Genomic DNA, 14,501 nt, shown 5'->3' on the forward strand with positions numbered 1-14,501 from the left:
AACAATAAATCTAAATTCAATTTAGAACATATGTTCTTGAATCGATTATACATTTAATTTTAATAATCAGCAAGAGAATTCTTTACATCTTGTCTTATAAACTCAAAGTAAAAAAGGAGATTCTGATTTGTCATCTTGACCAAAGAGAATCTCCCTTTATTAATGTTATCCCATAATATTATATCCTGCATCTACATAAACAATTTCACCCGTAACCCCTCTTGAAAGATGGCTCATTAAGGCAAGTGTCATATCCCCAACTTCCTCTTGCGTAACATTTCTTTTCAGAGGTGCTGTCTCTTCAATTTTGTGTAGGATTTGGTTAAAAGAAGGAACTCCTTTTGCAGCAAGCGTACGAATGGCACCAGCCGAAATGGCATTGACACGGATATTGTCTTTTCCTAATTCAGAAGCTAAATATTTCACTGATGCTTCAAGGGAAGCTTTTGCAATAGCCATCACATTATATCCAGAAACCACACGCTCTGCACCAAGATAAGACATCGCAATGATGGTGCCTCCTTCAGTCATAAGAGGTTTGGCCGCTTTCGCAACAGCAATTAACGAGTACGCACTTGTGTCTTGGGCAAAAGCATAACCGCTTCTTGTCGTATCGATAAAGTCTCCCTTTAAATCTTCAGCATGCGCAAAAGCAACGGAATGGAGCACTCCATGAACGGTACCTGCTTCCTCTCCAATTTTATTAAAGGCTTCAGCTATGCTTTCATCACTGTTCACATCGCATTGTACGATTAATTTCGCTTCTAAGTTTTGTTCACTTAGAAGTTTTGTCAGTTTTCCAAGCGAGCGTTCTTTCCGATATGTAAAAATGACATTAGCCCCTGCTTGATAAAGAGATTTTGCTACTCCCCAAGCAATGCTTCGTTCATTTGCCACTCCCATAACTACAATATTTTTGTCTTTTAATTTAAGTAAATCTTCCATGTTAGCCTCCAAAGCGAAAGAATAATTAATTTCAGCAAATCATAGAATTTGCTCTTAATTATTCATTATACCATAATCCCTTCTATTTCAATGTTATTAAATGTGAGGATAAAGATGTTCCAATGAAATGGAATAGATCACAGTATTAAAAGTTGACTGAGTAGCTGCATACAAATTTATTATTGACCAAATGCAGATAAGATAATTTTTTTTGGAGAGAAGTTTGAGGTAGAATTTGCAATAGCCTATCAAGTCTGATAATTTCGGATACATCAAGGCAAAACTCATTTTTAATAAAGAGTTTTTCTACATCCAAAAAACGTTTATAAAAATCCAAAAGCGTTTCTTCAATAGTGCGAACTCTTAAAGTGAGGAAATTGAACAATTTTAGAATAATAATAGCCTTAAATGAAGTAATTGAGGATTCTTGCTGCAGTTTAATGATTTTTTAACTTGTAAATTTGTCTGGAGTGCTCAGAAATCATTTGATCATAGTATTCCAGATCATGTTTTGTGGCCATTGAATTTTTGATTTCTTTTACTTGTCAATAACCTTGTCTACTTTCTTTTCAAGAGCATCAATTCTTTCATTTGTTTCTAAAATTTTTACATTCGTGGCTGCTACAGTTTCACTTAATGAAATTACCTTCTGATCCAAGGCGTTTACCTTCTGGTCCAGGGTGTTTACTTTTTGATCCAGGGCGTTTACCTTTTGATCCAGAACGTTTACCTTCTGATCCAGGGCGTTTACTTTTTGATCTAAATTTGTTACCTTTTGATCCAAATTATCAAGTTTATTCAAAATCAATTGAAGTGTTTTTTCCATGTTTTTCACCTCCTTCTTTTATTCCTGCCCATTATAACAGAATCCTGTAGAGGTTTGTCGGTATATGGATAATAATTACCCTTTCCGACAAAAAATTGTTTGCCTCCCCTCTTGTTCATTTTCTTCAAAATAAAGAATGCCCCAATCTCTAAACTCTTTTATTAACTCGTTTGGCTGTAATTTATATTGGTCAGAGACTTGCCTTTTTTCGTTTTGCTGTGATTGGAAGTATGTTTCCATGAAGAAATACCCATCCTTTTTTATAAGGTTCTTTACAACCGGAAACAGTTTGCGATCCAGATAATATGTAATGACGATTAGATCAAATGGTTCCTTCAACCAATTCTGATCAAGCGATTCTGTAAGATCTCCAATACGTGTTTCGATGTGAAGATGATCTTTTGCAGCTTGTTCATTAACAAAATGAATGGCAACATCTGAAATGTCAATAGCCTGAACTTGATAGTTCATTCTCGCAAGGAACAAACTGTTTCCCCCAAGACCACATGCAAGATCGAGAGCAGTGCCTCCAAGAAGATAGTCAGACATCTTCTCTAACCTTGGATTCAAGGCAGATGTCCTTAAATGTTTAATGCGCTCCTGATGTTTCATGTTCCATTTGTTTCGAATATTCATTTGAAATTTCCTTTCGTTGATCTTAGGTAATTTGTCTAGCATCTCGGTCGTGCCGTTCCACCCCAACAAATCTAATATTCTCATTACTTTTATTTCGATAATATAAAAATACTGCCAAAAACATGATTGTCGCCGCTGCTAATACGATAAAATTATTTAGTACCGGGTTAATTTCCCCTTTGACAGTAAGAATTAGCCCACCTCCATATTCTCCAGAGAGCCCATAGATGATTCCATATGCCACATTTAGCCCAAAGTGAATTCCTGTATTAGCCCACACGGATCCAGTTTTAAGAAATGAGTAGGTTAATGAACAGCCTAAAATAATTGAAAAAACAAAATTGGTCGTGGTCAAGTCTCCATTCCAAAAATCATCCACTGCATAAATACAAATGCTTATTCCAGCTAACGCATATGCTGGTAATTTCCCTTTTAATAAATTTAATACATATCCTCTTGTGATCAAATCGTTTATTAATGACCCAAAAAAGAACCCTACTAAAACCTGAACGATGATACTTATAGCTTCTATTCCAGTTTTGATACCTATTATTTCAAATTTTCCAAGCAGCCAATATGAAATATACATAAGTGCCCAAAATCCAAATCCTATGACAAAACTAACAATAAAATGTCTCATCCAATGGCGTTTTTTGACTAAACCAATCCCTTTTAACTCTGGAAATCCATTTATTTTTGCAATAAATGAGGCAATCGGGAAAAAGAGTAAGAGACAAATAAATTGAATCACACTATTAGAAATAAAAGGGGTTGTTCCATTAAAATAAATGTTCAAAAATAAAAAACCACTTATACCTATAATGAACCTTTTCATAAATTCCCCTTACAATGGGACGTAGGGACACGAGATGACTGTTTAATTCCCATTTCTCTAAATTATTTAATTATTATTAAGTGTCTCAGTTTAAGATTAAATCAGCAAGGACAGCTATCAAGTAATATAGGGATATTGAACATCGTTAGTTTACATAATAATATTATTAGTTTGAAATTAGAAGTAAAAAACCTTCCTCATTTAGAAGAAGGTTTATTCTACAAATTTGTTCTGTATTTTTTCTATAAGATCATTTGTTTTTGGAAATAATCCAATTTCATCTTTTGAGTAGATCTTTTCTCCGTTTACAATCACTTCAAATACTCCGCCTTTGCTAGGTATGAGCTCTAATTTTTCTATATCATGACGGAAATGTGTTAGTAATTCTTCTGCGGCACGCGCAGCTTTAGGTGCATAATTTCACATCATGCAAAATTCAATAATGATTTTTAATTTATTCAAACTTCGGCCTCCTTCAAAAACATTTTTTAAATATTCATATTTTATATATGCCCCATTTTATTATAATCACGTTTCTTCCGCAAACAATCAGTATTAATTTTGTGATTTTATTGTTAAATAAAGGTATACTGAGGGTGGAGGTGGCAAAATGAGCGAGCAAGAAAAAATTCGGTTGACATCCTTGTCAACAAAAGCCGGCTGAGGCTGTAAAATTGGTCCAGAGGACTTGACGCAAGTTTTGCGTCTATTACCACAGCAAGAACGAGTACCTGAGCTACTTGTCGGCCATGAAACATCAGATGATGCTGGTGTATATCAATTAACCGATTCAATTGCTTTAATTCAAACAGTTGATTATTTCACTCCAATTGTTGATGACCCATACATGTTTGGTCAAATTGCCGCCGCAAATGCATTAAGTGATGTATATGCGATGGGCGGTCAGCCAAAAACAGTGCTTAATATTGTTGGCTATCCTGTAAAAAAACTTGGACCAGACATGCTGGCTGAGATTTTAAGAGGTGCAGCCGATAAAGTGAATGAGGCTGGGGCCATTACGGTTGGCGGGCATTCTGTTGATGATCAGGAACCTAAATTTGGGTTGTCTGTCACAGGGATTGTTCATCCAGAACGTTTCTGGAAAAATGTCGGTGCAAAACCAGGGGATTCCCTTGTTTTAACAAAACCAATTGGTGTTGGGATTTTGACGACTGGGATCAAAAGGGGTGCTGTTACCGAGGATCAAGAACGAGCGGTTACTGATACAATGGCCATGCTAAATAAAACGGCTGCGGAAATTTTGACTGCCTTTGAACCCCATGCCGTAACAGACGTAACCGGGTTCGGATTACTTGGACATGGAAGTGAAATGTCTCGTGGAAGTGATGTAAGCTTTGAAGTTTATTTCGATAAAGTTCCGCTATTAGACGGTACATACAAACTTGCTGAACAAGGAATCGTCCCAGGGGGCTCGAAAGCGAACCATAAATGGCTGATTGAGGATGTACAATACGATAATATCTCCTTTGAAAACCAATTAATATTATGTGACGCTATTACTTCTGGAGGGTTGCTTGTTTCAATGCCGGAAAATCAGGCGGCCGACTATATAACAAAATTACATGAAGCTGGATTGCCATATGCGTCCATTATTGGCAAGGTAGTTTCTAAAAAGGATAAATTAATTTACGTCAAATAATAATTGCTTCCCTTTTACTCAAAAATCATTTTTAAAGGATGGTTTTCATGGAAGTTCGAGAATATTCAAAGAGATTGGTTGTTGAGAAAAGTTCTCCAACGCTTGACTACCTATCATTATTGCAAAAGAATCACATGGAAAAGATCCCTTTTGAAAATCTCGATGTTACAAGAAAGGTTAATATTGAATTAGACCTATGCCGAATTTACAATAAAGTAATTGGCCTGCATCGCGGCGGTTTTTGCTATGAGCTAAATGGTCTTTTCCAGCAATTATTAACCGAGCTCGGCTTTAAGTCTCATTTAATTGCTTGTACGGTCAATAAGTCAACCGGATGGGCAAAACCAGATACCCATGTCGCAATCATTGTTCATCTCGATCATCTCTATCTTGTTGACGTTGGATTCGGTGACTCTGTCAGGCAGCCTGTACCTTTAACTGGTGAAGAACGTACCGATGTGAGTGGGACATATAGGGTCAATAAAACAGCTGAAGGATTTTATGATCTCCAAAGATATGAAGAGCAGGAGTGGAAAATATTATATCGGTTTTCTGACTTACCAAAACAAATCGGTGAGTTCACTGAAGGCTTACTTTACAATCAAACATCCCCTGATTCATCATTTACACATGGAGATATTGTATCTATCGCAACAAAGACCGGCAGAATTACGTTAAATGGTTTAACGGTTACTGAAACTAAAGACAGGCAGAAAAATAAGTGGGATTTAACTGAAAAAGAAAAAAATCAGTTTTTAAAAGAAGTATTTCAAATTACGATTTAATATAAGTTTTTTTATAACTTGAGGTAAAACAGTATCGTAAAACCTCTTCTAAAAAGGAAGGTAGACCTACAGCATTACCTAAAAATTTAAGTTTAAGAAGCTTATTGTTGAGTTAACATAATATTGATTTTTCAGCAGCTAATTTTTTGAGCATTATAAACTAAGGGTCAACAGATCAAAATGAACTTTTGCAAGTTTTCCTGTTCGATTATGAACATTGTTCGACAGCGGTACAACTTCTATATAAGCTTTTCCAAGCTTTCTATCCTCATGCTAGTGCTAAGAGTTTCATAAAATGAAAAACACACTCAGAAATTCAATTTCTGGGTGTGTTTTGTAAGTAGATAAAAATAATTTCACTTTGAGTTAACCTCAAAAATAAAATTTTATTTTTTAGAATAATCAAAAGTCAAGCTGCTTTTTTATCTATATTAATTGATTATTTGTGACCTAATGGGAATAATTTGTAATTCTTTTGTTGCAGTTGTCAAATTATTATGACCATTTTCTCTAATTACTACTAAATCCTCAATACGAACTCCTCCCCAACCAGGTATATAAATACCTGGTTCAACTGTAATGACCATGCCCGGCTCTAACGGAGTATGGTCATTGACTCTAAGGAAAGGAGATTCATGAATATTTAATCCAAGTGAATGCCCTAGACTATTACCAGAATACTCATTATATCCAGCATTTCGTATTACCGAACGCCCTACTTCATCGATTTCAGCTGCAGTTTTCCCAGGACCTATTTGTCTTAAACTAGCTTCTAATGCATCGAAGACCACTTGATAGATTTCTCTTTGTTGCACAGTCGGCTCACCAATTACAACTGTACGTGTAAAATCGGAATAATATCCTTCGATAATAGCTCCGATATCCATTTTTACAAATTCTCCTTCATTGACGATTCGGCTTGAGGCCACACCATGAGGAAGAGATGAGCGCTCTCCTGAAGCAATAATATGGTTGCTTTTTATTTGATCTGCTCCATTCTTTTTCATAAAGTATTCCAATTCTAATCCAATCTCTTTTTCACTCATACCTGGTTGAATGTAGTTTATTATATGATTGAAAGCCATATCACAAAGTGTAATTCCTTTGTGAATACAAGAAATCTCATATTCATCTTTAATTTTTCTAATGCTCATAATGGCTTGATCTAAAATATCAAATGTTCCAATGGAGGTGTTTTTTTCTAAATCCCTAAAGTGACTAAATGCCATTGAACCTTCAATACCGATTCTATTGATATTTTTTGCTTTTAAATGTTTACCTAGACTATCAATAAGAGTCCCTGTATGACGAATAACTTCATACTCTTTCGCCTGCTTCGTAGCCTGCTCACTGTAACGATAATCTGTTAATAAATATGTCTCGTCTTTAGTAATGATCAATGCACCGCTTGACCCTGTGAATTGTGAAAAATAGATTCTATTTTCCACAGATAGAATCACAGCCGCATCTAATTGTAAATCTTCTAAACTATTTCTTAATTTACTAACTCGATCATTAATATTGATTTTGGTCATCTAGCCTATATACCTCCTTAAAATCCCTTCATATAGCGAATTTTTGCATGTTAATTTATTTTAGCTTTTGCAAGCGACCACATTCCATCTGGGTATATCTTAATCCCGGAAATATTCTTGCTATGGGCCACGATAACATATGCATGGTGTAATGGAACAACTCCGACATTCTCAATTATTCGTTGATGTGCTTCATTAAATAATTCTTGCCGTTTTCCATCATCAAACTCTGACCTAGCCTGGTCAACAAAGCCATCGAAAATTGGATCATTATAACGCATACGGTTGCTTTTTCCAACATTTTTACTGTGTAAATTATTGATTAAGTTATCTATTCCAGCAGATGCATTCGTTGTACCTAGGATATAAAGGTCAAATTTACCTTCTGCTGTAACTGATAAATAAGAAGCCCAATCCATTGATTCAATTTTCACATTGAGTCCTATGTCAGTTAGTTGAGCCTGGAGGATTTCCGTAAATTTCATATATTCTCTATGAGTTGTAGCTAAAAAAGTAAGTTCATATTTATCGTAACCGTGTTCTTTAATAATTTTTTTTGCCTTTTCTGGATCATATTCGTAACCAAAATTTTCAATAGATAGGTCATAACCAGCAACTGTTGGACCAATCATTCCATTCGATTTATAACCAGTTCCACCAAGTTGATTCCTGTAACTCTCTAAATCTAGTGCATAAGCAAGGGCTTGTCTAAATGGAAGTTCGTTCATTGGTGCTTTTTCATGATTCACGCTAAAGAAATACACATAGGTTCCTTTTTCTTTTAAAACATCAACAGAATTTATTGACTCAGCTCGTTGTAACTGTTGGGCATCCAACCCATCAACTAATTGAACATCACCAGTTTGTAACATTGAAAGAGCTGTTGACATTTCTGGAACAATTAAAAACTTTAATTGGTGGATTTCTGGAACACCTTGCCAGTAATCTTCATTTCTTTCAAGGACAATATCAGAACCTTTTGTCCAATTTACAAATTTGAATGGACCAGTACCTACAGGTTTTTGCATTAAATCTTGATTTTGATAGGCTGTTGGACTAACAATAGAAGAATTTACTGCGGCTAGTGTGTTAAGAAATGTAGGTGTTGGAGTTTTAGTGTGAATTATAACAGTGTATTCTCCATCTGTTTCAATTTTATCTATTGCTGAGAGTGTATGTGCAGCAGGTGATGCTGTTTCTGGATTAATAAATGTTTCAAATGTATATTTTACGGCTTCTGCATTAAATGGTGTCCCATCATGAAACTTTATTCCTTCGTTTAACTGAATTATCCATGTTGTCTCATCAGGCCTTTCATATGATTTAGCTAAATGAGGTTCAATTTGATTAGTTTCTGGATTAAACATGAATAACCTTTCGTAAATTTGAACAATCGCACGACCAGAAACTGTATCAAATGTTCCGATGGGTGATAATCCTATCGGTTCAGAAGTTGATGCATATGTTATTTCTTTTTTACCTTCATTATTATCTTTATTTTCTTCCCCTACCTCCTCTTTATTTGTTGTTTCCGATGTACAGCCTACCAAAAGCAACGAAAAAATAATAACGAATAGCCCTAGCCATTTTTTATTCATTTTTAACTCCCCTTATCATAATATATTTATAATTAGCAACCTAAACTTACCTGTTAAAAACTTTTTTAGCCCACCCCCTTAATAGCATTAAGAATACCTTACTGAACTATAGAGTATTAATTTAATTCAGAATTGTAGATTCCTGTGGCAGCACCAATAATAAGAGCTAAAACAATGACCAAGGCGGGATGTAACTTAAATTTTTCCAGCAAAAAATAACTTCCTGCTATAAGAATGACAGTATAGGTCGTTCCTAGACCCATTACAGAATCTTTTGTAAACTGGAAAGTCATAACGCCTAATAAGACTGCAATTACGGGACGTACCGCAATAGAAATATTTTTCACTTGCGGTTTGTTTTTATATTTGAGTAAAATGGCCATTAAAAATAACATTAGAATGATCGAAGGAGCCACTGATGCAAATAACGCAATGAAGCTTCCTATTATTCCAGCCTCTGAATACCCTATATAAGCAGCCATCTTTGTAGCTATCGGTCCTGGCAAAGAATTTCCGACAGCTAAAACCTCGCTGAATTCTTGTGTAGTCATCCAACCATAATTTCCAACCACTTCATTTTCTATTAAAGGTATAGAGGCTGGACCGCCTCCATAACCAAGAATTCCTGGAATGAGGAAGGCTAAAAATATTTGCCAATAGATCATTCTATGCCCCTCCTTTTTCCTAATGGTAAAAATACAAGAATGATCAATAACAGAATAAGGATAGCCGGATGAACATTTAACAATTCTATTAATAGAAGTGAGACGAATAACATTAATATAGCTCTGATCCAGCCGAGGGTATCACCAGATTTTTTTACAAAGTCCCAAGTCATAGTTGCCAGCATAACTGCAACAACAGGTACCACTGATGCTGACATGTGCTGAACCCACGGAATGTCTTTATATACTTGTAATAACTGAAGTAAAAAAATCATGAGTAAAGCGGTCGGGGCTACAGTGGCAAGCAAAGCAACTAAGGAACCTAATAGGCCACCCACCCTATAACCAATATATCCAGCCATTTTTGTCGCTATTGGTCCTGGCATTGTATTTGCTAAAGCTAAAGTATCACCAAATTCTTCTTCACTCATCCATTTATATTTCTTAACCGTTTCTTGATGAACAAGCGGAATAGAAGAAGGACCGCCACCAAAACCTAGCATTCCGACTCGAAAGAATGCTAATATTATATGCAAAAGGATTCTCCAGTCTGGACGTGGAGAAGGAGAATCCACCAACTTTTCTTTTTCTAAAGCTTTTCCCAAACTAAAATAACCCCTTCTGTACGTAATTCTGTTCCACCTATAAATAACGCTCTTTTACTGGCTCTCCAAAATAATTTAACCACGTCCGAAGCCTCCTTTAACAATTTTGATACCTTGCTTTTTTTAAAAGCATGTAGAAATAATGAATTATAAAGATGGGTAGAGTAATCCATTTATAATCCTCCTTGATCTTTAATAAATTCTGGAATATGCCAGATTTGACGTTTAAAAATTCCATTTGATCTCATAGGTCTATTCCTACTATTATTTAAAGGGGTATTTCTTAATAGCTATGTAATTGACTGACCTGCAAAGTGACAAGCAGCATAATGATTAGGTTCGTATTCAGCCCAATCTGGTTTTTCTACCTTACAAACATCAGCGGCGATTGGGCATCTTGTATGAAATGGACATCCGCTGGGAGGATTAGCAGGATTCGGCAAATCCCCATGCAATCGAATTCGATTGCGATTAGCATGAACAGATGGTCGCGGTATTGCTGATAACAATGCCTGCGTGTATGGATGTAACGGCTTATTAAATAAGTTCTTAACCGTTCCAAGCTCTACTGTATTCCCTAAATACATAACTAAAACTCGGTCACAAAAGTAACGTACGACACCCAAGTCATGAGAAATAAATAGATAGGAAAGATTGTATTTTTGCTGTAAAGTTTTTAGAAGCTTCAAGACTTGCGCTTGAACAGAAACATCAAGAGCAGATACCGCTTCATCGCATATTACAAACGAAGGATTTAACGCAATTGCGCGTGCAATACCAATCCGTTGCCGCTGACCGCCACTGAATTCATGAGGATACCGATCAAAATGCTCTTCCTTTAAACCTACTTCTTCTAACAGATTTATTACGGCTTGTTTTTTCTCATTTCTAGTCATATTCGTATGCATGGAAAAAACTTCTTCGAGTGCATGACCGATACGTTGCCTAGGATTTAATGAAGCATAAGGGTCTTGGAAAATCATTTGCATTTGTTTAACAAATTTCTTTTTTTCTTTTCTCTTTAAATTTTGAATTTCTGTATTTTGAAAATAAATTTGTCCACCTGTTATTTCTTCTAAACCTAAAATGGCTTTTCCTAATGTTGATTTCCCACAACCAGACTCTCCAACTACGCCTAAGCTCTCACCCTCAAATAATTGTAAGGAGACACTCTCTACCGCTTTAACGTCTCCCTGCTTTCGTTTTAAGATTCCTCCTGTTATAGGAAAATACTTTTTTAGCCCTTTTAATTCCAGGAGCACCTTTGGTTCCCTGATCTCTTTAGATGGTTGTTTTTCATTTAAGACTACCATTAGTTCACCCCTCTTCTTCTAACCAACAATTTACATTATGAGTATCAGATATTTTAAATACAGGAGGCTCTGTATTTCTACAGATGTCCATCGCAAACTTACATCTTGGATGAAATCGACATCCCGTTATTTGTTCATTTAAACTTGGTAATGAACCTGGGATTGGTTCTAATTCAAAATCTGGGTCATCGACATTAGGAACAGAGTTTAGCAATCCGATTGTGTAAGGATGTTTTGGATTGTCAAAGATTTCACCAACATTCCCTTCTTCAACCTTTTTCCCTGCGTACATAACCATCACTCGATCTGCCACTTCTGCAACTACACCCATATCATGAGTGATCATCATGACACCCATATTGTATTTTCCCTTTAGATCATTGATCAGATCTAAGATTTGCGCTTGAATGGTTACATCGAGTGCTGTAGTTGGTTCATCTGCAATTAGTAATCCCGGGTTGCAAGATAGAGCGATCGCAATCATGACCCGCTGTCTCATCCCTCCGCTTAGCTCATGAGGATATTGATTCATCCTTTTCTCTGGATAAGGAATACCAACTTGCTTTAAAAGCTCAATCCCCTGATTAGTTGCTTCACGATTTGATAGCTTATTATGTAACATTAACGGTTCTCTAATCTGATAACCAATTGTCAAAACTGGATTTAATGCCGTCATAGGCTCTTGAAAAATCATAGAAATTTTATTTCCCCGTATTTGTCGCATTTTTTCAGCTGATAATTTATGAATTGCGGCTCCTTCATAGAGAATTTCCCCACTCGTAATCTTGCCATTGCTAGGTAATAAGCCAATGACTGAGAGAGAAGTTATACTTTTGCCACAGCCTGATTCACCAACAATACATAGTGTCTCTCCTTTTTGAAGAGAAAAGGAGACATCACGAACAGCAGGCAATTGCCCGTCTGCTGTTCGAAATTCAGTCACAATGTTTTTGACTTCTAGTAATGTCTCTCCCATAATTCAACCTACTTTCTTGTCATTTTAGACAAATCCCATTTCTCATTCGGATCTAATATAAGGCCATTTTATGAACGTTAAATTGCTACTGTAGCAACCCCGTTGTATATAAGAATAATGACGTTTTCATAGAGTATTAGTTGGTTCACTTTACAAGATGAATACCATCTAATTTTATCCATTTTATTTTCTGTTCTATTATATTATTGAATATCCATATTTGGATCTAAAGCATCTCTTAATCCATCGCCAACTACATTGAAAGCAAATACGGTTAGCATAATTGCAATTCCTGGAACGATTGTTAAATGGGGTGAAGACCACATAAAATTTTGTCCTTGTGCTATCATCGCTCCCCATTCAGGAGCTGGTGGCTGAGCTCCCAAACCTAAGTAACTTAACGAAGCAGTCGATAAGATTGCCGTCGCCATCCGCATAGTTGCAAACACAATGATTGGAGCGAAAGCATTCGGCAAAATGTGTTTGACCATGATCCTTAAATCGGATGCTCCAAGTGATTTCATTGCCATTATGTATTCTTTCTCTTTTATCGAAAGAACCGATCCTCGAACAATTCTTGCGCATGTTGGAATTGACCAAATACTTATAGCAATTGCTACATTCACAAGACTAGTTCCCAAAATTGCTATAATAAGCATAGCAAGCAAAATACCTGGAAAAGAGAATAATAAATCTACAATTCTCATAATAATTCCATCTAGTTTTTTATAATATCCTCCTAGTAACCCAAGAATGACTCCCCCTATAAGTCCTAAGCTCACAGCAGTTATTCCTACCACTAGAGAAATTCTCGCTCCATATACGATCCTACTCCATATATCTCTGCCATAATTATCTGTTCCTAACCAATGTTCTTCGTTAAAAATTGGTAATTCAGTTGCGGCTAAGTTTTGTTTAATAGGATCATGAACGGTAATAAGAGGAGCAAGAATAGCCATTCCTATTTGAATTAAAATAATGATTAGTCCAATAACAGCAAGTTTATTTTTCAATAATCTTTTAAGTGTCATCAAAAAGAAATTTTCTTTCCTCTTATCCTGATTTATATCTGTCCCGACTGTACTTACTGATGGTTCCATAGTTCTCCCCCTTCCTTATTGATATTTAATTCTTGGATCGACATATGTATAAACAATATCAACAACTAAATTTACTAATACAAATAAGGTTGCAACTAATAAAACAGAACCTTGAACCATTGGAAAATCTCGTGCAGCAATAGCGTCAATCATTAATCTACCTACTCCGTTAATGGCAAATACTTTTTCTGTAATAATCGTTCCGCCTAAAAGAAAACCAAAATTCAATCCAATTACAGTAATAACTGGAATCATTGCATTCTTTAGAGTGTGAATCCAGATTACATTTCTTTCCTTTACTCCTTTTGCTCTCGCTGTTCTAACATAATCAGCCTTAACCACTTCAAGCATAGAAGATCTTGCCATTCTAGCGATCATTGCAGCAGATCCAGTTCCTAATGTAATAGCAGGTAAAACTAGTTGCTTTAACCCTTCAATGGTATACCATGGTGCAGATAACCCTCCTACTGGAAGCCACTGAAGATTGACTGCAAATACTAAAATCAGCAATGCACCCAACCAAAAATTTGGTATCGATATTCCAGCTAGAGCAAATGTAGTAGAAGTGACATCTAACCATGTATTATGTTTAAGGGCAGATACTAATCCTGCGAATATTCCGATAATTACAGCTACAAACATACTGGCAACAGCTAACTTTAAAGTATTTGGGAAACGAATAGCGATAGCTTCAGAGACAGGTTGACGTGTTTGATATGAAAATCCTAAATCTCCTTGAACTACACCAGCCAAATATCTTCCATACTGGGTGAAGAAAGGGTCGTTTAAACCTAGATTGTCCCTTATAGCTTCTAAATCAGATTCTGATGCTGTAGGTCCCCCAATCATAGTTGCAGGATCGCCAGGAGCAATATGCATTGAAGAAAAAACTAAAAAAGAGATACCAAATAAAAGGAATATTAACTGTATAAACCTTCGGACAATCAAAGCAATCAAAATTTAACCTCCTCTATAATCATTTGTTAATCATTTTACATAAATATATTACCAAATGTTAATAT

The 14,501-nt window shown here is 35.8% G+C and carries 15 protein-coding genes and 1 pseudogene; 2 read left to right on the forward strand and 14 right to left on the reverse strand.

Annotated features, from left to right (window positions below):
• Positions 1 to 165: 165 nt before the first annotated feature.
• From fabI to V7164_RS25720, 5 genes and pseudogenes are all read right to left on the reverse strand, one after another.
• A complete protein-coding gene (fabI, locus tag V7164_RS14890) occupies positions 166 to 945 on the reverse strand; it encodes an enoyl-ACP reductase FabI (protein ID WP_335348163.1) in 780 nt (259 codons plus the stop codon).
• A 538-nt stretch (positions 946 to 1,483) separates the two neighbouring features.
• On the reverse strand, positions 1,484 to 1,771 hold the full coding sequence (locus tag V7164_RS14895) for a hypothetical protein (RefSeq protein WP_335354479.1): 288 nt from the start codon (positions 1,769 to 1,771) through the stop codon (positions 1,484 to 1,486).
• 75 nt (positions 1,772 to 1,846) lie between these two features.
• Positions 1,847 to 2,407: a class I SAM-dependent methyltransferase gene (locus tag V7164_RS14900; protein ID WP_335354480.1), complete on the reverse strand. Its 561-nt coding sequence runs from the start codon at positions 2,405 to 2,407 to the stop codon at positions 1,847 to 1,849.
• Positions 2,408 to 2,429: 22 nt separating this feature from the next.
• The gene (locus V7164_RS14905; RefSeq protein WP_335354481.1) at positions 2,430 to 3,242 is read right to left on the reverse strand and encodes a CPBP family intramembrane glutamic endopeptidase; all 813 of its coding nucleotides are present in this window, start codon (positions 3,240 to 3,242) and stop codon (positions 2,430 to 2,432) included.
• Between the two features lie 213 nt (positions 3,243 to 3,455).
• Positions 3,456 to 3,650: pseudogene (locus tag V7164_RS25720) on the reverse strand (SelT/SelW/SelH family protein); the annotation flags it as partial.
• Between the two features lie 202 nt (positions 3,651 to 3,852).
• Between V7164_RS25720 and selD the strand changes: the two are divergent.
• A complete protein-coding gene (gene selD, locus V7164_RS14910; RefSeq protein ID WP_335348467.1) occupies positions 3,853 to 4,902 on the forward strand; it encodes a selenide, water dikinase SelD in 1,050 nt (349 codons plus the stop codon).
• A 47-nt stretch (positions 4,903 to 4,949) separates the two neighbouring features.
• Positions 4,950 to 5,687 carry an arylamine N-acetyltransferase family protein gene (locus V7164_RS14915; protein WP_335348466.1) on the forward strand — a complete coding sequence of 246 codons (738 nt, stop codon included), beginning with the start codon at positions 4,950 to 4,952 and terminating at the stop codon, positions 5,685 to 5,687.
• A gap of 431 nt (positions 5,688 to 6,118) precedes the next feature.
• Here V7164_RS14915 and V7164_RS14925 read toward each other — a convergent pair whose 3' ends face one another.
• The 9 genes from V7164_RS14925 to nikB form a co-directional block, all read right to left on the reverse strand.
• Positions 6,119 to 7,222 (reverse strand): M24 family metallopeptidase, encoded by a 1,104-nt coding sequence (locus V7164_RS14925; RefSeq protein WP_335354482.1) that lies wholly within the window; start codon positions 7,220 to 7,222, stop codon positions 6,119 to 6,121.
• A 50-nt stretch (positions 7,223 to 7,272) separates the two neighbouring features.
• Positions 7,273 to 8,820: an ABC transporter substrate-binding protein gene (locus V7164_RS14930; protein ID WP_335354483.1), complete on the reverse strand. Its 1,548-nt coding sequence runs from the start codon at positions 8,818 to 8,820 to the stop codon at positions 7,273 to 7,275.
• 116 nt (positions 8,821 to 8,936) lie between these two features.
• Positions 8,937 to 9,485 (reverse strand): chromate transporter, encoded by a 549-nt coding sequence (locus V7164_RS14935; protein ID WP_335354484.1) that lies wholly within the window; start codon positions 9,483 to 9,485, stop codon positions 8,937 to 8,939.
• Positions 9,482 to 10,027 carry a chromate transporter gene (locus V7164_RS14940; RefSeq protein ID WP_335354485.1) on the reverse strand — a complete coding sequence of 182 codons (546 nt, stop codon included), beginning with the start codon at positions 10,025 to 10,027 and terminating at the stop codon, positions 9,482 to 9,484. Before V7164_RS14940 ends, V7164_RS14935 begins: the two co-directional genes overlap by 4 nt.
• 47 nt (positions 10,028 to 10,074) lie before the next feature.
• Positions 10,075 to 10,263 carry a hypothetical protein gene (locus V7164_RS14945; protein ID WP_335348414.1) on the reverse strand — a complete coding sequence of 63 codons (189 nt, stop codon included), beginning with the start codon at positions 10,261 to 10,263 and terminating at the stop codon, positions 10,075 to 10,077.
• A gap of 117 nt (positions 10,264 to 10,380) precedes the next feature.
• A complete protein-coding gene (locus V7164_RS14950) occupies positions 10,381 to 11,403 on the reverse strand; it encodes an ABC transporter ATP-binding protein (protein WP_335348413.1) in 1,023 nt (340 codons plus the stop codon).
• Positions 11,404 to 11,407: 4 nt separating this feature from the next.
• Positions 11,408 to 12,379: an ABC transporter ATP-binding protein gene (locus V7164_RS14955; protein WP_335348412.1), complete on the reverse strand. Its 972-nt coding sequence runs from the start codon at positions 12,377 to 12,379 to the stop codon at positions 11,408 to 11,410.
• 203 nt (positions 12,380 to 12,582) lie between these two features.
• On the reverse strand, positions 12,583 to 13,410 hold the full coding sequence (locus V7164_RS14960) for an ABC transporter permease (RefSeq protein ID WP_438824166.1): 828 nt from the start codon (positions 13,408 to 13,410) through the stop codon (positions 12,583 to 12,585).
• Between the two features lie 84 nt (positions 13,411 to 13,494).
• Positions 13,495 to 14,436: a nickel ABC transporter permease gene (gene nikB / locus V7164_RS14965; protein WP_335348410.1), complete on the reverse strand. Its 942-nt coding sequence runs from the start codon at positions 14,434 to 14,436 to the stop codon at positions 13,495 to 13,497.
• Between the last annotated feature and the right edge of the window lie 65 nt (positions 14,437 to 14,501).

Origin of the sequence: Bacillus sp. JJ1474 (genome assembly GCF_036965225.1) — a bacterium.
Lineage (GTDB): Bacteria > Bacillota > Bacilli > Bacillales > Cytobacillaceae > Cytobacillus.

Bases quoted from the DNA above. Each gene is read 5' to 3' on its own strand.
- V7164_RS14915 (WP_335348466.1), top strand. From the start codon at position 4,950: ATGGAAGTTCGAGAATATTCAAAGAGATTGGTTGTTGAGAAAAGTTCT.
- V7164_RS14895 (WP_335354479.1), bottom strand. From the start codon at position 1,771: ATGGAAAAAACACTTCAATTGATTTTGAATAAACTTGATAATTTGGAT.
- V7164_RS14925 (WP_335354482.1), bottom strand. From the start codon at position 7,222: ATGACCAAAATCAATATTAATGATCGAGTTAGTAAATTAAGAAATAGT.
- V7164_RS14900 (WP_335354480.1), bottom strand. From the start codon at position 2,407: ATGAATATTCGAAACAAATGGAACATGAAACATCAGGAGCGCATTAAA.
- V7164_RS14950 (WP_335348413.1), bottom strand. From the start codon at position 11,403: ATGGTAGTCTTAAATGAAAAACAACCATCTAAAGAGATCAGGGAACCA.
- V7164_RS14905 (WP_335354481.1), bottom strand. From the start codon at position 3,242: ATGAAAAGGTTCATTATAGGTATAAGTGGTTTTTTATTTTTGAACATT.
- V7164_RS14935 (WP_335354484.1), bottom strand. From the start codon at position 9,485: ATGATCTATTGGCAAATATTTTTAGCCTTCCTCATTCCAGGAATTCTT.
- fabI (WP_335348163.1), bottom strand. From the start codon at position 945: ATGGAAGATTTACTTAAATTAAAAGACAAAAATATTGTAGTTATGGGA.
- V7164_RS14930 (WP_335354483.1), bottom strand. From the start codon at position 8,820: ATGAATAAAAAATGGCTAGGGCTATTCGTTATTATTTTTTCGTTGCTT.
- V7164_RS14955 (WP_335348412.1), bottom strand. From the start codon at position 12,379: ATGGGAGAGACATTACTAGAAGTCAAAAACATTGTGACTGAATTTCGA.
- V7164_RS14945 (WP_335348414.1), bottom strand. From the start codon at position 10,263: ATGGATTACTCTACCCATCTTTATAATTCATTATTTCTACATGCTTTT.
- V7164_RS14960 (WP_438824166.1), bottom strand. From the start codon at position 13,410: ATGACACTTAAAAGATTATTGAAAAATAAACTTGCTGTTATTGGACTA.